Annotated in this window: 17 protein-coding genes; 8 read left to right on the top strand and 9 right to left on the bottom strand. The window is 72.9% G+C overall.

Features of this window, described 5'->3' with window-relative positions; all coding sequences use genetic code 11:
- Positions 1-120 precede the first annotated feature (120 nt).
- On the top strand, positions 121-2,544 hold the full coding sequence (locus tag BCD48_RS45015) for a UvrD-helicase domain-containing protein (RefSeq protein WP_083420193.1): 2,424 nt from the start codon (positions 121-123) through the stop codon (positions 2,542-2,544).
- Between the two features lie 287 nt (positions 2,545-2,831).
- Here BCD48_RS45015 and BCD48_RS45010 read toward each other — a convergent pair whose 3' ends face one another.
- Positions 2,832-3,710 (bottom strand): TetR/AcrR family transcriptional regulator, encoded by an 879-nt coding sequence (locus BCD48_RS45010; protein ID WP_241842484.1) that lies wholly within the window; start codon positions 3,708-3,710, stop codon positions 2,832-2,834.
- Between the two features lie 105 nt (positions 3,711-3,815).
- Between BCD48_RS45010 and BCD48_RS45005 the strand changes: the two genes are divergently transcribed.
- Genes BCD48_RS45005 through BCD48_RS48385 form a run of 3 tightly spaced genes read left to right on the top strand, consistent with a single transcriptional unit; the run spans position 3,816 to position 5,974 of the window.
- A complete protein-coding gene (locus BCD48_RS45005; protein ID WP_071055058.1) occupies positions 3,816-4,829 on the top strand; it encodes an ATP-binding cassette domain-containing protein in 1,014 nt (337 codons plus the stop codon).
- Positions 4,826-5,773 carry an ABC transporter permease gene (locus BCD48_RS45000; protein WP_083420192.1) on the top strand — a complete coding sequence of 316 codons (948 nt, stop codon included), beginning with the start codon at positions 4,826-4,828 and terminating at the stop codon, positions 5,771-5,773. Before BCD48_RS45005 ends, BCD48_RS45000 begins: the two co-directional genes overlap by 4 nt.
- A gap of 27 nt (positions 5,774-5,800) precedes the next feature.
- Positions 5,801-5,974 carry a LuxR C-terminal-related transcriptional regulator gene (locus BCD48_RS48385; RefSeq protein ID WP_157910649.1) on the top strand — a complete coding sequence of 58 codons (174 nt, stop codon included), beginning with the start codon at positions 5,801-5,803 and terminating at the stop codon, positions 5,972-5,974.
- Here the strand turns inward: BCD48_RS48385 and BCD48_RS44995 are convergent.
- The 4 genes from BCD48_RS44995 to BCD48_RS44980 form a co-directional block, all read right to left on the bottom strand.
- A complete protein-coding gene (locus tag BCD48_RS44995; RefSeq protein ID WP_071055057.1) occupies positions 5,942-7,195 on the bottom strand; it encodes a sensor domain-containing phosphodiesterase in 1,254 nt (417 codons plus the stop codon). The genes BCD48_RS48385 and BCD48_RS44995 overlap by 33 nt on opposite strands.
- A 111-nt stretch (positions 7,196-7,306) precedes the next feature.
- Positions 7,307-8,185, bottom strand: coding sequence for a metallophosphoesterase family protein (locus BCD48_RS44990; protein ID WP_071055054.1), 879 nt, complete (start codon positions 8,183-8,185; stop codon positions 7,307-7,309).
- A gap of 343 nt (positions 8,186-8,528) precedes the next feature.
- Complete coding sequence (locus BCD48_RS44985) at positions 8,529-9,206, bottom strand: response regulator transcription factor (protein ID WP_071055052.1); 678 nt, start codon at positions 9,204-9,206, stop codon at positions 8,529-8,531.
- Complete coding sequence (locus BCD48_RS44980) at positions 9,203-10,423, bottom strand: sensor histidine kinase (RefSeq protein WP_071055050.1); 1,221 nt, start codon at positions 10,421-10,423, stop codon at positions 9,203-9,205. Before BCD48_RS44980 ends, BCD48_RS44985 begins: the two co-directional genes overlap by 4 nt.
- A 370-nt stretch (positions 10,424-10,793) precedes the next feature.
- Between BCD48_RS44980 and BCD48_RS44975 the strand changes: the two genes are divergently transcribed.
- Complete coding sequence (locus BCD48_RS44975; RefSeq protein ID WP_071055048.1) at positions 10,794-12,974, top strand: MMPL family transporter; 2,181 nt, start codon at positions 10,794-10,796, stop codon at positions 12,972-12,974.
- Between the two features lie 151 nt (positions 12,975-13,125).
- On the opposite strand, the gene BCD48_RS44970 is transcribed toward BCD48_RS44975, so the two are convergent.
- The 3 genes from BCD48_RS44970 to BCD48_RS44960 form a co-directional block, all read right to left on the bottom strand.
- The gene (locus BCD48_RS44970) at positions 13,126-13,950 is read right to left on the bottom strand and encodes an alpha/beta hydrolase (protein WP_071055046.1); all 825 of its coding nucleotides are present in this window, start codon (positions 13,948-13,950) and stop codon (positions 13,126-13,128) included.
- A 303-nt stretch (positions 13,951-14,253) separates the two neighbouring features.
- Positions 14,254-15,684 (bottom strand): sensor histidine kinase, encoded by a 1,431-nt coding sequence (locus BCD48_RS44965; RefSeq protein ID WP_083420188.1) that lies wholly within the window; start codon positions 15,682-15,684, stop codon positions 14,254-14,256.
- On the bottom strand, positions 15,684-16,358 hold the full coding sequence (locus tag BCD48_RS44960; RefSeq protein ID WP_071055045.1) for a response regulator transcription factor: 675 nt from the start codon (positions 16,356-16,358) through the stop codon (positions 15,684-15,686). The genes BCD48_RS44965 and BCD48_RS44960 overlap by 1 nt, the downstream gene beginning before the upstream one ends.
- Positions 16,359-16,492: 134 nt before the next feature.
- Here BCD48_RS44960 and BCD48_RS44955 point away from each other — a divergent pair, with 134 nt between their 5' ends.
- Together BCD48_RS44955 and BCD48_RS44950 are read left to right on the top strand one after the other, a co-directional pair.
- A complete protein-coding gene (locus tag BCD48_RS44955; RefSeq protein ID WP_071055042.1) occupies positions 16,493-17,038 on the top strand; it encodes a hypothetical protein in 546 nt (181 codons plus the stop codon).
- 449 nt (positions 17,039-17,487) lie between these two features.
- The gene (locus BCD48_RS44950) at positions 17,488-17,973 is read left to right on the top strand and encodes a TIGR00725 family protein (protein WP_071055039.1); all 486 of its coding nucleotides are present in this window, start codon (positions 17,488-17,490) and stop codon (positions 17,971-17,973) included.
- Positions 17,974-18,023: 50 nt separating this feature from the next.
- Here BCD48_RS44950 and BCD48_RS44945 read toward each other — a convergent pair whose 3' ends face one another.
- On the bottom strand, positions 18,024-18,962 hold the full coding sequence (locus BCD48_RS44945; RefSeq protein ID WP_071055037.1) for an aldo/keto reductase: 939 nt from the start codon (positions 18,960-18,962) through the stop codon (positions 18,024-18,026).
- Positions 18,963-19,100: 138 nt separating this feature from the next.
- Between BCD48_RS44945 and BCD48_RS52855 the strand changes: the two genes are divergently transcribed.
- Positions 19,101-21,287 (top strand): protein kinase domain-containing protein, encoded by a 2,187-nt coding sequence (locus BCD48_RS52855; protein WP_071055034.1) that lies wholly within the window; start codon positions 19,101-19,103, stop codon positions 21,285-21,287.
- Positions 21,288-21,349 lie beyond the last annotated feature (62 nt).

The raw sequence follows: 21,349 nt of genomic DNA, 5'->3' as shown, positions 1-21,349 counted from the left end.
CGCGCCCCCAGCGACAACCACTCCCCTTGGGGTCGATAGACCACAGCCATTCGCAAACATAGGCAAACGACAACTCATTGCCGTACTCTCACCTGTGACACAAGGTGAGGGGGCAGTGACGTGCTTTCGCGTGAGCGGCCAGCGGGCCTCCCCACCACCGCCGCGACCGCCACCACCGCGCCGACCGCGGGCCTGGCTGCCTCCGACGCGCCGCCGGCCCGAGACGTCGACCCGCCCGCGGAACCGTCGGCCTTTGGCCAGGCCGTCCAGCTTGGCCTGGAGATCGACGGTGTCCAGCGGCAGGTCCAGCACCTGAACGACGTGCTGCGCCAGCTACGCCGGCACCGCGAGCGCTGGGAGGCCGGCGGCCGGGCCGAGCAGAGCGTCGTCCGGGTACTGATCGGCATGGACGACGCCGGATGGCACTTCCTGTCGGACCGGCAGTGGCCCGGAACCCGCCGGGCCAACATCGACGCCCTCGTCGTCGGCCCCGGCGGCGTCTTCGTGCTCGATGTGAAGAACTGGCGGGACGTCACCATCGAAGGCGGCCGGCTGTTCCGGGGAGACGCCGACGCCGAGGACGACCTCCGCAAGCTCGTGGACCAGACCGTCGCGGTGGAGCAGGTGCTGACGGACGCGGGCCTGCCGCCGGCCGAGGTGGTTCCGCTGCTCGTGCTGGGCGGGCGCAGGAACGTCCTGGCGCAGCTCGACCGAGTGACCGTCATCGGCGAGCAGGACCTGGCCCTCAACCTCGGACGCCGGAGCCCCCGGCTGGCACCGGGCCTGGTCGAACGCCTGCTGAGCTGCCTGGCGGACGGTTGCCCGCCGATGCCCCGCGCCACGGTCGCCGCGGTGCCGCCCGCGCGGTCCGCCCGCCATCCGGTCACGCACCGGGCCGGCCTGACCGATCCACCGCCGGTTCCGCCAGGCCGCTCGGTCGCGCACGGCGCCAGGGCGGCCGCCGCCCCGCGGCCACCGGCCAGACCCGCCGGGGCAACCGGGTCGGCGGGGTCGTCCGGGGCAACCGGGTCGGGAGGGTCAACCAGGTCGGGCGGGTCTGAGGCCCCTGCGCGCGGCGGCCCAGATCAGGAAGCCCTGCTGAGCCGCGAGGAGCTGTGGCGGGAGCTCCTCGACGCCGCCGCGCGGGAGCCGATCGAGACGTGGATGACCTGGCTGCATCCGACGCAGGCCCGCTTGTCCGGTCGGCGCTGGTCGGGTCCGGCCCGCGTGCGCGGCGCGGCCGGCACCGGCAAGACGGTCGTCGCGCTGCACCGCGCCAAATACCTGGCGGCACGAGGGGAACGGGTGCTGTTCACCTCACTAGTGCGCACGTTGGGGCCGGTCTACCGTGCCCTGCTGACCCGGATGGCGCCCGACCAGGTCGACCGGATCGAGTTCGCCACGGTCCATGCCGTCGCCGCCCGTTGTCTTCGTGATCATGGCCTGGCGGACCGCCACCAGCAGGAGGTCGCCGAGACCTGCTTCTGGCGCGCCTGGGCGCAGGTCGGGCAGTTCTCGACTCTTCCCGGGGTCGGACTGGCCCCCCGGTACTGGCAGGACGAGATCTCGACGGTCATCAAGGGCAGAGGCCTGACGGCCTTCGAGCAGTACGCCAGGCTGGCGCGCGTCGGGCGCAGCACTCCCCTGCAGCAGAATCACCGACGCGCGGTGTGGGAGCTGTACGAGCGGTACGAGCAGCTCCGGACGGAGCGCGGCGTCCTCGATCGGGACGACGCGCTGCTGCTGGCCCGGGACCTTGTGCGCGAAAGCTCCGGCACCCGGTACGACGCGGTGATCGTTGACGAGGTGCAGGACCTGACGTGCGTCGGCCTACAGCTCCTGCACGCCTTCGTCGGCGACAGGCCGGACGGGCTGTTCGTCGTCGGCGACGGCCAGCAGTCCATCTATCCGGGCGGTTTCACCCTCGCCGAGGCCGGCGTCTCCGTCGTCGGACGTTCCACCGTGCTCACCACGAACTACCGCAATCGCGAGAAGATCCTGCGCTACGCCCAGGCGGTGATCGCGGACGACAGCTTCGACGACCTCGACGGCATACCGGAACAGGGACGGCGCGAGGTCGACATCGACCGGCCAGGAGGTGAGGTCCACGAGGTCACGGTGCCCAGCACCGTCTCGCAGGACGCGGCACTCTGCGAGCACCTCGTGGAGTTCCACGGCGACCGGAACCTTCGTTACGGCGACATGGCTGTGCTCGTGCCGACGAACGCCGCGGCCGCGCGCTGGCTGCGCGTCCTCACCGAGCGGCGGATTCCGGCCGTCTCCCTCAGGGAATACGACGGGACCAGCCGCGAGGCGGTGAAGGTCGGCACGTACCACCGGGTCAAGAGCCTTGACTTCGCCCACGTCTGCATTCCCGACCGCAACCTCTTCCCGAGGCCGCGGCAGCCGTCCGAGTCCGCCGACGCGTTCCGCGAGCGGAGCCAGCTGGAACGCCGGCAGCTGTACGTCGCCATCACGAGAGCGCGTGACAGCGTCTGGGCCGGGATTCGCGAGCTGCCGGCGCAGGGCGGCTCGTCCGGATGATGGAGAACGCCGAGGCATCGCCCGGCTCTCGCAACGAAAGATCGCCACGACGGTATTCGGATCCGAACTCGTGGGCCCTCGCCAGTTCGGATCCGGATACAGATCCGCCGATCAAGCTCGCGACGCGAGGACGCGGCCGGGCCAACTCTGACTGGCGGTGCCGTCCCACAGGTTCCACGGTAAGGACGAACGGGTGCATATACGGCAGGATTGCCATGGCCCCATCCTGCCACCGGCCCATCTTGCGAACGCCGCGCTGGAGTCGGCGCCCAGGGCGGGAGCGCCGGTCATGACGGCGGTTGATCCACCGGCGGGTCGAGGATCACCGACAGCAGGCGGGCCAGCGACCGCGTGAAGATTGTTTCCGCGTCCGCCGGCGGCGTGCCCGCGCCGCTGGTCAGAGCCGCGGCGAGATGTGGGTACCGGCCGGTGGCGATCACCGTGCCCAGGTAGGCGACCAGATCGGCCTGCCACTGCTCGACGGCGCTGCCCGCCGCGGTGCGTTCCCATTCCGCGAACTGGATGATGAACCCGTTGAGCAGCGCGAACATCTCCATCTTGGTCGCGCCGTCCAGCGGTGAGCCGGCCAGGGCTCCGAGGAAGAACTCGGTGCAGCGCAGGGCGTTCGGCCCCATCGACGGGCGGGTGGCCGTCAGGCCGGCCACCCAGGGGTGCCGGCGCATCGCGGCCAGCGTCTCGCGGGCCAGCCGGGTCAGGTCGGCGCGCGGGTCGCCTGACGGCCCGTCGGGCAGCATGATCTCGCCCGCGGCCGCGTCGAGCATCAGATCGAACAGATGCTCCTTCTTCGGCACGTAGTTGTAGAGCGACATCGTGCCCGCGCCGAGGACCGCGGCGACCTTGCGCATCGACACCGCCTCCAGGCCGGCGGCGTCCGCCAGACCGATCGCGGCGGCGGCGATCTCGGCCCGGCTGTGCGCCGGCTCCGGGCCACGGCCGCTGCGTTCCGGGCGAAGCCAGATCATCCCCGGCGCGGCCTTCGCCGAAGCGGTCCGGGCGGGCCTGGAACCGGCGAGGCGCGAGTCGGCGTCAGTGCCGGCACCCGCGCCGGCGGCGGCAGAGCCGGCAGCCGAGTCCTCGGGGACGGATCGGGCGGCGTCGGCGCCGCCTGACCTGCGACGACCGGGCCCGGAGTGGCCGGACGGCATCTGCGATCACCTCGGTTCGGACTGCTGGCGCCGTACAGCGTACGCCGTTGCCCGTGGTACGGTGGGCGCCTCTTCTACGTACGACGTACCTAGAAAGGAAAGCCCATGAGCCCACCCGCCAGTCCGCCTCACCACCCGGCCATCGAGGTCCGGGGCATCCACAAGCGGTTCGGTGACACGCTCGCCCTCAGCGACCTGGATCTGGTGGTTCCCACCGGCACCGTGTGCGGGCTGCTCGGGCCCAACGGCGCGGGCAAGACCACCGCGGTGCGGATCCTGGCAACCCTGACCCGCCCGGACGCCGGTCGCGCCCATGTCGCCGGCTTCGATGTCGTCCGCCATCCCGACGAGGTGCGCCGCCGGATCGGGTTCGCCGGCCAGCACGCGGCCGTGGAGGAGGGCATCACCGGCCGGGAGAACCTGCGTCTGATCGGGCGGCTGCACCACCTCGGCGCCCGCGGAGCCCGCCGGCGGGCGGACGAACTGCTGGAACGCTTCGGGCTCCTCGACGCCGCCGACAGGCTGGTCCGGGCCTACTCCGGCGGCATGCGGCGGCGTCTCGACGTGATCGCGAGCCTCGTCGTCCGCCCCGCCGTGCTGTTCCTGGACGAGCCCACCACCGGGCTGGACCCGCGCAGCCGGAACGACATCTGGACGATCGTGCGGGAGCTCGTCTCGGAGGGCACCACGGTGCTGCTCACCACGCAGTACCTCGACGAAGCCGACCGCCTCGCCGACGACATCGCCGTGCTCGACCATGGCCGCCTCATCGCCGCCGGGTCGCCGGCCGAGCTGAAGGCCGCCATCGGCACCAGGGTCGAGGTGACCCTGGCGGACGCCGACCAGCTCGGCGCGGCCGCCGCGGTGCTCGCCGCGCTCACCGGCGGCGAGCCTGTCCGCGACGAGCCCGAGCGCCGGATCGTCGCGGTCAGCGATCCCGGTCGCCCGGTCGCGCTGCCCGGGCTGGTCCGGGATCTCGACGCCGCCGGCGTGCAGGCTCTGGACGTCGCGCTGGGACATCCGTCGCTGGACGACGTCTTCCTCGCCCTGACCGGACGCGCGGCGTCCGACGGGCCGGCGGCCGGTCTCGGCCTCGCCGCGGCGGCGGTGGCGCCATGAGCACCCTCGTCCCGAGCGGCCGCAGCCGTCCCGGCGACGCTGGTGGCCCGAGCGACGCGGCTGGCCCGAGCGGGGACGGTGGCCCGAGCGGGACGGCGCCCGGAGCCACCGGCGCGCCCCTGGGCAGCCTCCCGCCGGTATCTCGCGCCGGACGGGCGAGGTTCGCGATCTCCGACGCATGGGCTCTCGCGCTGCGTGTGCTGCTCTATTACCGGCACTCGCCGGGGCTGATCGTGGCCTCGCTGCTGGCGCCCCTGACGATGCTCCTCATTTTCGGCTACATCTTCGGCAGCGCGATCCGGGTGCCCGGAGACGCGGGCTACCGCGAGTACCTGATGCCCGGCCTGTTCACGCTGATCGCCGCGAACGGCATCATGCCGAGCATGACCGGTGCCGCCCGCGACGCGGGGCGCGGCGTCACCGACCGGCTGCGGACGATGCCGATCTCCCGCTCCGCCGCGCTGTTCGGGCAGACCGTGGCCGACCTGGTGGTCAGCGCCGCCGTCCTGGCGATGCTGTTGGGACTGGGGCTCGCTCTCGGGTGGCGCGCGCACGACGGCCTGTCCCGCGCGGCGGCCGGGGTCGCGCTGCTCCTGCTCTTCCGGTTCGTGACGAACTGGATCGGCGTCGGCCTCGGGCTGGCCATCGGCCGGGAGGACACCGCCGCGCAGCTGTCCGTGCTGGTCTTTCCGCTCGCCATGGTCACGAACGTGTTCGTACCCACCGACGGGATGCCCGCCTGGCTCCGGGTGATCGCCGAATGGAACCCGATCAGTGCCGTCGCCGCGGCGGCCCGCCACCTCTTCGGCAACGAGGTGCCCGGGACCGCCGCCGTCGCCTGGCCGCTGGCGCATCCGGTCGCGGCGGCACTGGCCTGGTCCGCCCTGCTGCTCGCGGTGTTCATCCCGCTGGCGGTACGCGCGTTCGCGACGCACGGCCGCTGAGGCCGCCAACCGAAGATCGCCGGCTGGGTGTGTGGACCGGGCCTCTACACCCTGGAGCGCCAGATCGTGACCAGGCATGTCGCCGGGGCCGGCGAACGCGAGATCGCCGAGGCGCTGTTCCTCACACCCCGCACGGTCCGGCTCACCCTGGCGGCAGCCAGGGAACGGCTAGGCGCGACCTCCCTCGCCGACCCCGGGTGAGACCGAGCAAGCGACGGCCAGCTCCGGTGTTGGCTTTCCGAGGAGATAGCCCTGGCCGTAGTGGACACCAACGCCGATCGCGGAGTCTCGCTCAGCGGTGGTCTCGATGCCTTCCGCGATCACCTTTCCGTCGATCTCTTCCGCGAGGCGGACGATGCCAGCGGCTACCGCGCGACGAGCGGGGTCCTGGTCGATGCCGCGTGTGATGACGCAGTCGAGCTTGACGACGTCGGGCCGCAGCCGCAGGAGCTGTTCGAGGTCGGAGTAGCCCGCGCCCGCGTCGTCGACCGCGATGTGGATGCCGTGGTCCCGCAGACAGTCGACGGCGCGCATCACCTCGGCGCAGCCAGTGTAGTTCTCGTGCTCGGTCACCTCGACGACGAGTCGATCGCGTTCGGGCAGGTCACAGGCGATCGCGACAAGACCGGCGGTAACTGTCTTTGGCGAGGCATTGACGGCTAGTTTCACTCCGGCCGGTAGGTGCGGCAGAACCGTGATGGCGCGCTGGATCGAGGCAAGTTCCAGCTCGGCTCCGAGGCCGACCAGTGCGGCATCCGCGAACCATCCCTGCGGATCACGAATCCGGTCGCAGCAGCGGGCCGGGAACCGGGATAGGGCCTCGATTCCGACGACCGCGTTGGTGGTCATGCGCCTGATCGGCTGGTAGACGATTCCAGGTCCCTCGTTGTCGACGAGATCGCAGATGGCGTGCCACACCCGGCTTCGCTCTTCCCAGATGCGACGAAGGTCGATGAGTGAGTCGCGGATGAAGTCCGCTACTTCCGAGAGGAAGCGGCTCTCGCGGTCCTGGAGCGCTGGTCGCGGGTGGTGCGCAAGCGCCATCAGCAGCCCATAGGGTGCGCCAGTGGTGTCTGTCAGACATGTGGTCACATAGGCACGGGCGCGTAGACGCCGGAGCAGTGGGGAGTCGGCCATGCGGGCGTCCTCATGGGTGTCGCCGACCACGGTCGGAACCTCCCCGGCCTCCATTTTTCGGCCTAGATCTTTGCCTCGCCTGATGGTCACACCGGGGGCGAGGCCGAAGCTGTCACCGTCGCCGCTGACGACCTGAGTTACCAGAAGGTCACCGTCCCACATGCTGAGCACCGCGACATCCATGGCGAGGTGGTGCCGCAGAACGTCAAGGAGTTCTGTCACCTTCTGATCTGGTTCGAGCACCTCTCCGGCCGGCCCGAATGTCGCGTCATTCGTCGTGGCCACCCCCTCGCCAGCGGGATACCCGGAGGTTGCCCTGGCCATCGCTTCGCCGCCACCCGATCCACGGGGCGACGAGGTCATGACGGATGTACCGAATGGACGATCCGAACGCCGTCAGCCGGTGGTGGCGACCAGTTCGGCGAGGTCGAGCGCGTCCCCACGCACCTCGGCCAGCCATGCGTCGTCGAGGTATGTGAAGTCGCCGGTCTCGGTGTCGAGCAGGCCGACGCTCCCGGCCGTCACCCGCTGTTCGGGGTTGGCCGACGCCGACTCCCAGCGGATGGCCCTGGGGCGCACCAGCTGGGCGAGCGCGTAGGAGGTGGTGCGGCCGTAGACCCGCGGGCCGTTGGGGTGGTGGTAGTGGCCGCTGACGTGCAGGGGCGGCTGCAGGTGCTCAAGGAGCCGGGACAGCTTCGCCGAGCCCTGCACGCTCCCGCTGAAGTCGCGGGACATCCCGTACGGACCGTCGTGGGTGACGAGGATATCGGCGCTGCCCGGCTCGGCGCCCATCAGCAGCGCGTAGGCGTGCTCGTCCAGGTCCATCTTGCCCTCGACCTCGATCAGCCCGAGGAACGCCACCCGCTGTCCGGCGATCTCCACCACGCTTCCGCACGCCACATGACGGTAGGCACCGAGCGGGTCCACCGGCACGATCTCGGTGCCGGCCGCCTCGTGCAGGGCGGCCAGCCATTCATGGTCCTCGTGGTTGCCGCTGACGAACAGCACCGGCGGTACCAGGCCGAGGGCGAGCCGCACGCCCTCGGCGAACGACGGCGACGGGTCCAGCAGCCGGACGAAGTCACCCTGGGCGGGATGGTCCCGCCCGAACCGGCGGCTGGACTCGTCGTACCGCTCGACCGTCGGGAACGCGCCCAGGTCCCCGACCTGGATCACGGCGTCGAGCCGGACCCCGCGGCGGTCCTGGAGCAGCACCGCCGCGCCCAGGGCATGCAGCACACAACCGTGGACATCGCCCACGAAAGCGATCTTCATCGCCTCTCGACCTTTCGAAAGAGCCATAAGGACATGGCTCTGCGCGGTCAAGCGGCGCAACGATGTGGTGTCAACCACCGGCCCTGAACCTCTGAACTTCGGAACCGGTGACTCACATCCCAGCGCTCCACCGCCGTCTCGACGACCGAACCAGCTCAAGCATCACATCCGCCCGAATACCCGTCAACGCCCGTCGAGCGCCGCCCGCGGTATGCGCGATGACCAGCCGACCAGCCGACGCGACGCGGTCGGCGGTCGGCGGTCGGCGGTCGGCGGTCGGCGGTTCCAGGATCGCGACGACCCCGTCGCGAGTCGATGCCGGCTGTCGACGGTGAGCTCGGGCTCAGCTGCCGATGTCATGGTCGCCGGCCTCGACGAGTCCGCTCTCGTATGCGAAGACCACCACCTGGGCGCGGTCACGCAGGCCCAGCTTGGTGAGAACGCTCGACACGTGCGACTTGACGGTCGCGGGCCCGATGAAGAGTTCCTTGGCGATCTCCGAGTTGCTGGACCCCCGCGCGACGGCGACCACCACGTCCCGTTCCCGCTCGGTCAGGCGCTCCACGCGACGCGAGGCCCCGGAGCCGAGAGTCTGGCGCTCGGCAAACCGCCCGATGAGGCGCCGGGTGATCGACGGCGCCAGCAGCGCGCCGCCGTCGGCCACGGTCCGGACGGCCCCGGCGAGCTGGTCGGCGGGAATGTCCTTGAGCACGAAGGCGCTGGCGCCGGCCCGCAACGCCTCGTAGACATATTCGTCCGGATCGAACGTGGTCAGGATCAGTACCCGCACGTCCCAGTCCGCCTCGGCGAGAATTCTCGACGTCGCCTCAAGGCCGTCCATCTCCGGCATCCGGATATCCATGAGGATCACATCTGGACGGTGCCGCCGGGTCGCCTCGATCGCCTCAAGCCCGGTCCCGGCCTCGGCGACGACGTCGATGTCGCCGTGTACCCGCAGCACCATCGCCAGGCCCCCGCGGACCAGTGCCTGGTCGTCGACGATCAGGACGCGGATGCTCACGCGGGTTCCCCTCCGATCGGCAGGTGGGCAACCACCCGGAACCCTCCGCCCGCGTACGGCCCCGCTTCGAGGCTCCCGCCCAGCAGCAGCGCCCTCTCCCGCATCCCGATGATGCCGTGACCTCCCGAGCCGTCCTGGACGACGTCCTGCCCGGGCATGGCGGCGGTGCCGTGGCCGTCGTCGTGAACCTCGATGACGACTCTGTTCCGGTCGGTGCGCAGCCACACCTTCGTCGGAGCGCCGGGACCGGCGTGCTTGAGCACGTTGGTGAGCGCCTCCTGAATGATGCGGTACGCGAAAAGGTCCGTGCGGGCCGGAAGCCCGGCCGGCAGCCCGCCCGTCGCGAGCGTGACGTCCGCGCCCGCTCGGCGGACCTGCTCGATCAGCCGGGGAAGATCGGCGAGGCTGGGCTGGGGCCTCAGCTCGCCGAGGTCGGACTCCGGCCGCAGGACGCCGAGCAGGTGGCGCAGCTCGTCCAGGGCCTGGCGCCCCGCCTCCTCCACCGCGCCCATCGCCCGCAGGGCGGCCTGCGGGTCCTCGACGGCGACCGCCCGCGCTCCGCTCGCCTGGATCGTCATGAGGCTCACCCGATGGGCGACGACGTCGTGCAGTTCCCGGGCGATACGGGTGCGCTCCTCGGCGACGATCCGGCGGGTCTCCGCGGCCCGGTCCCGCTGGAGCTGGACGACGCGGTCCTGGCGCAGCCGAACCCGACGCCCGATGTACCACGCCCCGAACATGACGACGCTGCCGATCACGGGCACCTGCCACCACGGGCCTGGATCGTCGAGGCCGTCGACGCTGGCCAGGGCGGTGCCCGCCGCGATTCCCGCGGGGCCGCGCCAGTCCGCCGCGGCGTAGCGCCCGGTGGCATACAGGGCGAGGATCGTGTGCCAGCCGGGCGCGGCGTCGTGGCTGGCGAGCAACACGGCCCAGGCGGTCAGCGCCACTCCCAGCACGATCAGCGGCGCGCGCCTGCGCCAGTACAGCACCGGGCCGGCCACGGCGACGACCAGCAGGACAGGAAACGGAACGTCGCCGATGGGGCGGACCGACATCGAGTCGCCGGGGCCGTCGACCACGAACACCGTCATGAAGAAGGCCGCGAGGGTGAGAACGGCGTCCGCGGCGCGGGGCCAGCGGGCGAACGGGCCTCGAAATCTTTTCGGCGCGTTTCCTGGCGGCGTCCACGGGGGCGGCGTCGTGCGGTTCGCCATCGCTTCTCAGCGAGACATGCGGCGGTCGGCCGCGGCTTCGTCAGCGGGCACCGGCTCACGGTATGCGAGAGAGAAGGAGCGGTCGCCCGTCTCCAGCCGTATTCCGGTCTCCCCCGTCAGGGGGAGGGCCGCGCCCTGTCCGCGCCGCGCAACCTTCCCGCGGCGGGGCGCGATACCCCTCTGGCGGCGGGAGACGGCAACGGCCGCCGGCAAGCACAGTCAGACCACGGCCCGCCGCCCAGGGCACGGCCCGATTCCACCTCTGTGCGCAGCCGCGCCGTGCGCACCGCATTGCCGGGGCGGTCGCGCCCTGTCCCGTCATCGAGCCCGCCGGCCGGATCGCGCGCACCTTTCTCAGGAGAACCCCGCCATGAAACAGCTCACTCGCCATATTGGAGACGCGTGCGCCCGCAGGCCGAGGATCACGATTGCCGCCTGGGTGCTCGTCGCCGCCCTCGTGCTGGCCCTGGCCGGCACGGTCGGCGGCTCGTTCGTCGACGACCTCGTCGATCCCGGCAGCCAGAGCGAGAAGGCGATGGAGCTGCTCGAGGAGCGTTTCCCCGAAGCGGCGGGCGGCAGCGCCATGGCGGTGTTCGCCGCGCCGGAGGGACAGCGGCTCGAGCTCCAGCGGCCCGCCGTCGTCGCCGCGGCCGCCCGGATCGCGGGGGTGGAGCACGTCGCCGGCGTCACCGATCCGTTCACCGCCGGCACGGTGTCGCCCGACGGGCACATCGGCTTCGCCGAGATCGCCTTCGACGTGCCCGCGACCGACCTCGGCCCGGGTGCGCTCGCCGCCATCACGGACGCGATGCGGCCGGTCAGGGACGCCGGCCTCACCGCGGAGCTCGGCGGTGACGCCGCCTTCATCAATGCCGAGACGGCGACGTCGGGGGCGGAGGCGGCCGGCCTGTTGGCCGCGCTGGTCGTGCTGGTCGTCGCGTTCGGCACGATCGTGGCCGCTCTCGTCCCCATCGCGCTCGCCCTGCTGACCGTCGCCGCCGGCATAGGCGGCATCGTGCTGCTCGCGGCCGTCATGGATGTCTCCTCGGCGGCGCCGACGATCGGCGCGATGATCGGCCTGGGAGTCGGGATCGACTACGCCCTGTTCGTCATGGCCCGCTACCGCGAGCGCCGCGCCGCCGGTGAGGACAACCCCACCGCGCTCTCGAACGCGATGGCGTCGTCGGGCTCCGCCGTCCTGGTCGCCGGCGGCACCGTCGTCGTCGCGATGGCCGCCCTCGTGCTGACCGGCCTGGGCTTCCTGGCCTCGATCGGTCTCGGCACGTCGCTCGTGGTGCTGTTCGCTGTCGCGAGCGCGCTCACCCTGCTGCCCGCGCTGCTCTCGCTGCTCGGCGACCGCGTCGACGCGGGCCGGGTCCTGGGCCGCCGGCGCTCCCCCAGGCGCGCTCAGGACTCCATCTGGTGGCGCTTCGCCCACCACGTCTGCGGCCGTCCGCGACTGTACCTGGTCCTGGCCGCGACGGTGCTGCTCACGCTGGCCGCGCCCGCGCTGCAGATGAAGACGGGCTTCCCCGACGCCGGCGACGACTCGACGAACACCACCCACCGCCGCGCCTACGACCTGCTGGCGGAGGGTTTCGGCTCGGGCATCAACGGTCCCCTGCTGCTCGTCGCCGACCTGCGCGGCCCCGGCGTCGACCTCGGCGAGCTTCCCGCGCTGTCCGAGCGCGTCGCCGCCGACCCCGGTATCGCCACGGTCGGCCAGCCGTGGATCTCGCCGGCCGGGGACACCGCCGTGCTGCGCGCAGTCCCCACCACGGCACCCGCGGACGCGGCGACGTCCGAAACCCTCGAACGCATCCGCGACGCCGTCCCCGGCAACGTCGCGGTGTCGGGCCTCACCGCCCTGACCGACGATCTCACCAGGCAGCTCGCCGACACCCTGCCGATCTTCATCGCCGCGATCCTGGCCGCGTCGTTCCTGCTGCTGGTCGTGGTGTTCCGCTCCATCGCGGTGCCGCTGAAGGCCGTTGTGCTGAACCTGCTGTCGATCAGCGGCGCGTACGGCATCGTCGTCGCCGTGTTCCAGTGGGGGTGGCTTGGAGGCCTGTTCAACCTCGAAGGGACCTACCCGATCGCGTCCCCGCTGCCCACGATCTTCTTCGCGGTCCTCTTCGGCCTGTCCATCGACTACGAGGTGTTCCTCCTCTCCCGAATCCGAGAGGAGTACGACGCGACCGGTGACAACGCCGACTCGGTGGCACGCGGGATGGCCGGCACCGGCCGCGTGATCACCTCCGCGGCGCTGATCATGATGGTGGTGTTCCTCAGCTTCGTCGCCAACCCCTCACCGCTGGTCAAGATGATGGGCCTCGGGCTGGCGTCGGCGATCGTGCTCGACGCGACGATCGTCCGCATGGTGCTGGTCCCCGCGGCCATGGCGCTGCTGGGCAGCGCGAACTGGTGGCTGCCCCGGTGGCTCGAGCGCCGGCTGCCCCACCTGGGCACCGACGATGCCGGCGGCGCCGGCGGCGCGGACGTGCCACGGCAGCACCAGCCAGCGCCAGCCAGCGTGTCCCGGCGCGGCTGACCCGGGCAGGACCAGCCAGCGGGCCGCGATCCCCGGGGGAGGCGAGGAAAGCGGCGAGCAAGGCCCGGACCGCGGGGCGGCCGCCGGGCGCGCGGCGAGGTGCCTCCTGGCAGGTCCGCCTGGAAGGCACCTCGCGCGCGGGGCCGACCGGTCAGCCAACCTGCTGGGGCGCGGCGGCCAGCCCGTGGCGGGTCAGGAAGTCCATCGCGACGTCGGCGACCTCGCGCCAGCCCTGGTCGATCGCCATCGAGTGGGCCCGGTCCTCGAACAGGTGGTACTCGGTGACGGACGGGTTCTTCGCGTACTGGCCGTAGGCGGCCTTCGACGTCACCGCCGGCACGGTCCGGTCCTTGCCACCGGCGATGATCAGCAACGGGCCGCGCTCACTGGCCACGTCGACGGTCGCCTCGGTCTTGCTCGAGAAGTTGGCGGTGGCGGCCTGGAACAGCGGCAGCCCGGGCCCCGGGATGGCGTAGCGGTTCCACAGGTCGTCGGACTCCTCGCGGGAGACCCCGTTCGCGAACCCCTTGTGGAACTGCGCCTGGGTCAGCAGGACCGTCTTCTTCTTGTTCGCCGGGTTGCCGAGCACCGGGAAGCCGGACTGGAGCTGCGCGAGCGGCAGTTTGCGGTTGCCCCTGAACTGCGCCGGCGAGATGACGACGCCGCCGCGGGCGAGGTTCATCCCCAGCAGGCGCTGGGCGATCAGCCCGCCGAACGAGTGCCCGATGACGATCGGGACCTGCGGCAGCTCGCGGATCGCGGCGGCGTAGTGGTCGGTGATCTCGGCGATGCCGCGGTTCGCGAGCGGTCCCGGGTTCTCGCGGCTCGCCTCGGTGGTCGCCGCGTCGCCCGGCCAGCCCGGCGCGACACCGCTGTAGCCAAGCTCGTCGACCAGGTCGATCCAGCTGTCCCAGCTCGACGAGTGCATCCACAGCCCGTGCACGAACACGATGGGGATGCGGGTGGGATCGGTCATTGCTGTGCCCCTTAGCTTCGGCCGCCGCGGCCACTCCCCGTGCCTTGTCGCCAAGGCTGGGTGTCCAGGCCGGAACAGGATTGTGCGCACAACGATGGGCCCTGGGGCAACGGCCTGCCTTCAGTCAGTCGACTGTCCCATGCACGCCGGAGTCCCGTCGGACTTGTGTGTCCCTCGCCGGGCCGCTCCCCCGTCGGGCGGCACGCTCCTCGGCCTTCTTCCTCCGCCGGGCCCTCGCGGCCTGACTCCCGCCCGCGGGCTTCCCGGCGAGGCGCGGCCGCCCGGTCCGATGCCAGCCCGTCGTCACGTCCCCGACCGGCGCCGTCGCCCGGGAAACACGGACCTTCCGGCGGTCGGCGGCGGAACCCCGCCGGGCATGGCGGCGCCCGCCGCGGCCAGCGCACGCGCCCCGCCGCCCGCGACACCCGCAACGCCCGCCGCGCTCGGGAGCTCGGCCCGCAGGCACGCTCCCGTCGCGCCCCCGCCCGGCTGGCCGTCCGGCTCGACCGCCGTCAGCGTGCCGCCATGGGCACGCGCGATGTCCCGGGCGATGGCCAGGCCGAGCCCGCTGCCACCGCCGTCGCGCCCCCGCGTCTCGTCGAGCCGGGTGAACCGGCCGAACACCGACTCGCGGTGCTCCGCGGGAATGCCCGCGCCGTCGTCGGACACCTGCACGGTCGCTGGCGCCGCCACGCGCACGGTCACCGTCGACTCGGCGTGCCGCACGGCGTTGTCGACGAGGTTCCCGACCATCCGGCGCAGGTGCGACGCTGACCCGGCCACGACCACGTCGGGGGAGATGTCCAGCGCTATCCGGACGTCCTCCCGCCGGGGCCGCGACGCCTCCTCGGCGGCCACCTCGCCCAGGTCCACCTCGTCCGCCCGCAGCGGCTCGCCGGCGTCCAGCCTGGCGAGCAGGAGCAGGTCCGCGGCCAGCGCCTGGAGCCGGCCCACGTCCGTGAGCGACTCCCCCACCAGGCCGGGCGCCTCATACCGGCCCAGCTCCAGGCGCGTGCGCAGGATCGCCAGCGGGCTGCGCAACTCGTGCGCCGCGTCCGCGACGAACCGCTTGTGCCGCTCGACCGCCCGTTCCAGCCGGTCGAGGGTCGTGTTCATCGCCCGCGCCAGCCGGGCGATCTCGTCGCCCGACCGGGGCACCGGCACGCGCCGGTGCAGGTCGGTGGCCGTGATGTCGGCGAACGTCGCGCGGATCGCCGACACCGGGGCGAGCGCCCGCCCGGTCAGCAGCCAGGTCAGCCCGGCGACGAGCAGCAGCAGGACGGGCAGGCCCACGAGAAGCAGGTTGCGCAGCATCGTCAGGGCCGCGCGGGCCGGGCCGAGCGAGACGCGCGCGGACACGGTCACCGGCCCGGCCGAGGTGGTGACCAGGCGCTGGGCGGTGGCGTAGCCGGACCCCCAGGACACCCCGGCCCCTTCGCCACTTCCGAAGCTCCCCGACAGGGCCGGACCGCCGGCGCGGCCCTCGACCCGTACGTCAGGGTCGGGCGCGACGAAGTTGGTGACGACCTGTCCGGGCTCGCCGGGGTTCCCGCCCGCGCTGACCTGCGTGAGACTGGCGGCGGCCTCGTCCGCTCGCCGCCCCGCCTCCTGGTCGGCGCCCGACTCGAGGCTCCCCTTCAGCGTCAGGACCAGGACGAGGCCCGCCGCTCCGAGAGCCAGCGCGACCGTCACCGTCGCCACCACGGTCGCGCGCAGCCGCACGGACCAGCGCATCAGGAGCCCCCGTCCAGCCGGTATCCCGCGCCCCGCACCGTCACCAGGCTCGCCCGGCCGAACGGTGCGTCGATCTTGCGGCGCAGTGCGCTGATGTAGACCTCGACGATGCTCGGATCGCCGTCGTAGGCGAAGTCCCAGGCCTGCTCGAGCAGCTCCGCCTTGGAGACCACCTCGCCCGGGCGCCGGGCGAGCGCGTGCAGCACGGCGAACTCCTTCGCGGTGAGCGCGATCTCCGTCTCGCCGCGCCGGCAGCGCAGGCCTGCCGGATCCACCGACAGGTCGCCCGCGGTCAGGACGACCGGCCGCTCCCGCCCACCGCGCCGGACCAGCGCGCGCAGCCGGGCCAGCAGCACCACGTACGAGAACGGCTTGGACAGGAAGTCGTCCGCGCCGGTGTCCAGCGCCTCGGCCTCGTCGTACTCGCCGTCCTTCGCCGTCAGCATCATGATCGGCGTCCAGTTGCCGGCCTCCCGCAGGCGGCGGCACACGGCATATCCGTTGAGCAGGGGCAGCATCACGTCGAGCACGATCGCGTCGTACCGGTGCTCGGTCGCCATCCACAGGCCCTCGCGGCCGTTGTGCGCGACGTCGACCGCGAAACCCTCCTCCGCCAGCCCACCACGCAGCAGTCCGGCCAGCCGCTCCTCATCCTCCACCAGCAGCACTCGCATGACTACAGCCTGACGGATCCGACCTATAGGCGACCTGAAGATCGCTTCAGCCGGCTTCAGGAGCGCCTCAGCCTGCGCACGGGAGTCTGGCCCCGGCCCCAACGAGGGGGCCATCGAGAAAGAGGAGGTGCACCATGCGCATCCGTCGGATCGTCCTCGTCAGCGCGATCACCCTGGGGCTCGCCGGCACGGGCGCCGCGGCCGCCAACGCCGCCGGGGCCCTGCCCGGCTCCGAGGGCCCCTCGGGCCAGCCGTCGACCTGCCCCGCTCCCCCGGGCGGCGCGGGCGTCGACAACGTCCAGGTGAAGGACGGCAAGATCTACCACAACGGGAAGCTGGTCGGCACGGCCAAGCCCGGCGAGCCGGTGGCGGTGAAGGACGGCAAGGTCTACGTCGGCGCGGACGCCGAGGCGCTGCCGAAGCCGCCGGGCGCCCAGGACCTCCAGATGAAGGACGGCAAGGTCTACCTCAACGGGAAGCTGGTCGGCGAGGCCAAGCCCGGCGTCCCGATGGTGGTGAAGGACGGCAAGGTCTACACCGGTGCGGACGCCGAGGCGCTGCCGAAGCCGGGTGACGCCAAGGGGCCGCTCCTGACGCGCGTGGGCGGTGGCACCGGCACTGGCACCGGCGACAAGGGCTTCGTCTGCGCGACGGAAGGAGCCCAGACCCACCAGGACTAGACGCGCAAAGCGTGTGGCCACGCGTGCGGAACCGCGCCACTCCGGCGGAGGGCTCGGTTCCGCACCGCGCCCGCGGCTGCCCCGCGGCTCGCCCACCTACTCCGCGGAGTCCGCGAGGTCGGCGGCGTAGGCGTCGAGGGCGTCGCGCAGGGCGGCCCGGGAGGTGATCCCGAGCTTGGGAAGATCCGGTACAGGTGGGCGCTGATCGTGCGGTGGCCTAGGAAGAGCTTCTCGCCGACCTGACGCAGACACGTGTCCGAACGACCTATTCTCTTCTCCCGGCGGAAGGGCCACCGGGCGCCGCCCGATGGTGGGCAGTGGACCGCCGCGGCCGGGCGCAACTACCCACAAGTGGGGTGCGATGCGCTCTCGTTGAGATCCTAGGCTCGCCCGGCGTTCCGCCACACACGTGTGGAAAGAACGGACAGAAGCCGAGGAAGGGACGCCGGGTGCCGATCTACATCGGTGTCGTCGGCCCAGGTGACGCGTCGGGCCAGGAGCTGGCGGACGCCGAGCACGTCGGCGCGCGGCTCGCGGAACAGGGCTGGTACGTGGTGTGCGGCGGCCTCGGCGGCGTAATGGCCTCGGTCTGCCGGGGCGCCGCGGGTGCCGGCGGCGTGACCATCGGGCTGCTGCCCGGCCTGGACCGGGCCGAGGGCAACGCCAACCTGACGGTGAGCATCCCGACCGGCCTGGGCGAGCTGCGCAACGGCCTGGTGGTCCGCGCGAGCGACGCCCTGGTCGCCATCGGCGGCGGCTGGGGCACGCTCTCCGAGATCGCCCTCGCGCTGCGCGCCGGCAAGCCCGTCCTCGGCCTGCGCACCTGGGCGGTCCAGGCACCGCACCCGACGCGGCCGGCCGGGTTCACCGAGGTCGCCCACCGGGACGGTCTCGTGCCCGCGCTGCTCGCCGCCCTTCCTGTACCTCCGGGCTGAACGCCCGAGACCACGCCGGGTGGACGACGCGACCTGCCTGCCCGCGCCGGCTACGCCGCTGCCGCCGGGCGAGGCAGGGTTGCCAGGTCGTCGGAGGTGAGCTCCCAGCCGACGGCCTCGGCGTTGGCGGCGACCTGCTCCGGCCTGGTCGCGCCGGCGATGACGGACGCGACGCCGGTCTGGGCCGCGAGCCAGGCGATCGCGAGCTCCAGGATCGTGTGGCCGCGCTCGCGGGCGAACGTGGTCAGCTCGTCGATGTAGGCGAAGTTCTCGGGGGTTGCCGCCTGGGCGAAGTACGGCGCCGCCGCCAGGCGGCTACCGACCGGGAACGGCTGGCCGGCCGCGTACTTGCCGGACAGCAGGCCGGAGGCGAGCGGGAAGTAGGGGATGATCCCCATGCCCGCCTTGACCGCCGCCGGCACGATCTCCGCCTCGACAGCGCGGTTCAGCAGGCTCCACTCGACCTGCGCCGCGGTGAACGCCGCGACCTTGCGCTCCTCGGCGAACGCCGCCCGCTCCTCGATCTCGGCGGCGGTCACGTTCGAGCACGCCACGTGGAGCACCTTGCCGGCGCGGACCAGGTCGTCGAGGGCCTCCATCGCCTCGGCGTTCGAGCCCTCGGCGTCGACGAAGTGCTGGTAGTAGACGTCGATCCGGTCGGTGCCGAGCCGGCGCAGGCTGATCTCGCAGCCTTCCAGGATCCGCGTGCGCAGGATGCCCGGCGTGTAGGGCTCGTCCTTCGGGCGCCGCATCGCCTTGGTCGCGATGACGACCTCGTCGCGGCGCGCGCCGAGCGCGGCACCCAGGAACTCCTCGGAATGGCCCCCGCCGTACATCTCGGCGGTGTCGAAGTGGGTGATCCCGGCGTCGAGCGCGGCGCGCACGACGACCGCGCTCGCCTCGGCGTCGATGCGCATCCCGAAGTTGTTGCAGCCCAGCCCGACGACGGACACGGCGGGGCCCGTCGTGCCCAGTGGTCGCGTCCGCATGCGCCCTCCTGAAAGATCCCAGCTCCCGAGGCGACACTACGGCCCCGCCACCCCCGACGCTCGGGCACAGGCGTCGCGACACAGATCCCCGCGGATGCGACATGTGGAAGAATCACGCCGTGGGACAGGGGGGCCACGGTGAGCATCGATCCGGGTAGGACGGATGCGGACGAGACCAAGCCACCGGCCCCGGCGCCGGTCGACGGGACCCCGGCGCCGGCGGTACCCGTGCCGAGGCCGGCGGCTGCTCCGGTGGGGTTCACGCTGGGAGACCTTCAGGTCGGGGAGCTGCTAGGCCGGGGCTCGACCGGGGAGGTGCGCCGGGCGGTCGGGCCGGACGGCGAGACGGTCGCGGTCAAGCTGCTGCGCCCGGAGCTGGCCGACGAGCCGCAGGTGGTGGCGCGGCTGCTGCAGGAGTGCAAGGTGGTCGCCCGGATCGCCGACCCGCACGTCGTGCGGATCCGCCGCCTTGTCGCCGAGGGCGACCGGGTCGGGATCGTCATGGACTACCTGCCCGACGGTGACCTGCGCGCCCTGCTGCGCCGCGAGGGCACCCTCCCGCCGGCGGACGCCGCCCGGCTGGCCGCGCAGGTCCTGCTTGGGCTGCGCCGCGCGCACGAGGCCGGCGTGGTCCACCGCGACGTCAAGCCCGAGAACGTGCTGCTGCGCGGTCGTGACGTCGTGCTGACGGACTTCGGCATCGCCCGCCAGCTGGAGGGCCCGGCGCTCACCCGCAGCACCGGGCTCCTCGGCACCCCCGCCTACCTCGCCCCCGAGCTGGCCTCCCATGAGCCGGCGACGCCCGCCGTCGACGTCTACTCCACCGGCTGCCTGTGCTACGAGCTGCTGACCGGGGCCCCGCCGTTCGTCGGCGGCCCCGCCGTGACCGTGCTGCTGCGCCACCTGAATGAGCCGCCCGCCCGGCCGGACGGGCTGCCCGATCCGCTGTGGGCCGCGCTCGCGGCGATGCTCGCCAAGCAGCCGCACCTTCGCCCGACCGCCGGCGACGCGGCCGCGGCACTCGCCGCCCTCGCGCCCGCGCTGGCCGGGCTGCCCGCCCGCCCCAGGACGCCGCCCGCGCCCACCGGGCCGACAGGCACAACGCCCCGGCTGAACACGGAGCCCGGGCCTGGCTCCGCAGGGTCGTCCTCGTCGGCGACGACGGCCAGCCCGTCCCCGGATTCCGGCCAGGATCCCACGCCGGATCTCACCGCGACCCGTACCAGCGGCCCCCGCCATCCGTACGCGCCAACCGGCCCGGCCGCGCCGGACCCGTCGTACTTCGGCGCCTTCGCCTTCCCGCCGGGCTCCGGACCAGACTCCGGGCCGAGCTCCGGGCCAGGGGCCGCCGGCCCGGGGACCGACGGGTTCGACGCCTTCGCCACCCACACCAGCGCGCCCCGACCCGGCGCCGGGTCCCCGGGCGGCCCGAACCGGCCGGACCCGGACGCGCCCGGCCGGCCGGGCCGCGGGTTCCCGCGCCGCGCGGCAGTGCTCATCCCCGTCGCTGTGGTTCTCGTCCTCGCGCTCGCCGGCACCGGCCTGACGGTGCTGCTGCGCCACAGCCGGCATGCCGACCTCGCCGGCGACACCGCCGAGCTCACCGCCACCGCGCCCGCCGGCGCCACGGGCACCGGGGGCCTGGCCGCGCCGTCGGCGGCGACGCCCCTGCTGGGCGCGAGCGCGACGCCCACCTCGCCGCGGACATCCATCGGCTCCGGTGCCAGCTCCGGAAGTACGACCACGCCGACGGCGACGGCCACCGCGGCGCCGGTGCCCGCGCCGGGCCGGCCGTCGGTGACGGCCGCCCCGCGCTCCGGCGCCGTCGTGCTCACGATCTCCCGGCCTTCCGGCGGTGGCCAGGTCACCGGCTACCGGATCAGAGGCTCCGGGATCTCCACGCGGAACGCGTCCTCCGCCGGCCAGGTCACGGTCCCGGTGCCCGACTGCGACACCCATGCGTTCACCGTCACCGCCGTCGGCCCCGGCGGCAGCGCCGACTCCGCCGTCGTCAACGCCGTCGGCTGTGTGGCGCCCGGCCCGGTGACCGGAGTGGTGGCCAGTGTCGACCAGCTCGCGAACGACGGCTCGGGCCTGGTGACAGTGCGCTGGTCCGCTCCCGCCGACTTCGGCGGCGCGAGCAGCGTCGACTACGTCCTCACCATCACGCCGTCCTACCCGGAGTACCCGCAGTACACGACGACGAGCGCCGGTACGACCCACACCCACTGCATGCCGGCGGGCCGCTGCCCGGAGCACGTGACCGCCATCCAGGCCCGCAACTCGATGGGCCTCGGCCCCAGGGTCGAGGTCCCCAGCTACTGACCCCGGCTCCCGGGCTTGCCGGTGGCCCCGCGAAAGGGCCACCGGCCGCCGCGGGACCGGAG

The sequence above is a fragment of the Pseudofrankia coriaricola genome (assembly GCF_001854805.1).
Taxonomy (GTDB): Bacteria; Actinomycetota; Actinomycetes; order Frankiales; family Frankiaceae; genus Pseudofrankia.
This window is presented reverse-complemented; position numbering and strand designations above follow the sequence as displayed.

What these genes read in the sequence shown, in the direction of transcription:
- BCD48_RS45010 (WP_241842484.1), bottom strand. Translation starts at nt 3,710, where the DNA reads ATGCCGTCCGGCCACTCCGGGCCCGGTCGTCGCAGGTCAGGCGGCGCC.
- BCD48_RS45005 (WP_071055058.1), top strand. Translation starts at nt 3,816, where the DNA reads ATGAGCCCACCCGCCAGTCCGCCTCACCACCCGGCCATCGAGGTCCGG.
- BCD48_RS45000 (WP_083420192.1), top strand. Translation starts at nt 4,826, where the DNA reads ATGAGCACCCTCGTCCCGAGCGGCCGCAGCCGTCCCGGCGACGCTGGT.
- BCD48_RS44990 (WP_071055054.1), bottom strand. Translation starts at nt 8,185, where the DNA reads ATGAAGATCGCTTTCGTGGGCGATGTCCACGGTTGTGTGCTGCATGCC.
- BCD48_RS44980 (WP_071055050.1), bottom strand. Translation starts at nt 10,423, where the DNA reads ATGGCGAACCGCACGACGCCGCCCCCGTGGACGCCGCCAGGAAACGCG.
- BCD48_RS44975 (WP_071055048.1), top strand. Translation starts at nt 10,794, where the DNA reads ATGAAACAGCTCACTCGCCATATTGGAGACGCGTGCGCCCGCAGGCCG.
- BCD48_RS44970 (WP_071055046.1), bottom strand. Translation starts at nt 13,950, where the DNA reads ATGACCGATCCCACCCGCATCCCCATCGTGTTCGTGCACGGGCTGTGG.
- BCD48_RS44965 (WP_083420188.1), bottom strand. Translation starts at nt 15,684, where the DNA reads ATGCGCTGGTCCGTGCGGCTGCGCGCGACCGTGGTGGCGACGGTGACG.
- BCD48_RS44960 (WP_071055045.1), bottom strand. Translation starts at nt 16,358, where the DNA reads ATGCGAGTGCTGCTGGTGGAGGATGAGGAGCGGCTGGCCGGACTGCTG.
- BCD48_RS44955 (WP_071055042.1), top strand. Translation starts at nt 16,493, where the DNA reads ATGCGCATCCGTCGGATCGTCCTCGTCAGCGCGATCACCCTGGGGCTC.
- BCD48_RS44945 (WP_071055037.1), bottom strand. Translation starts at nt 18,962, where the DNA reads ATGCGGACGCGACCACTGGGCACGACGGGCCCCGCCGTGTCCGTCGTC.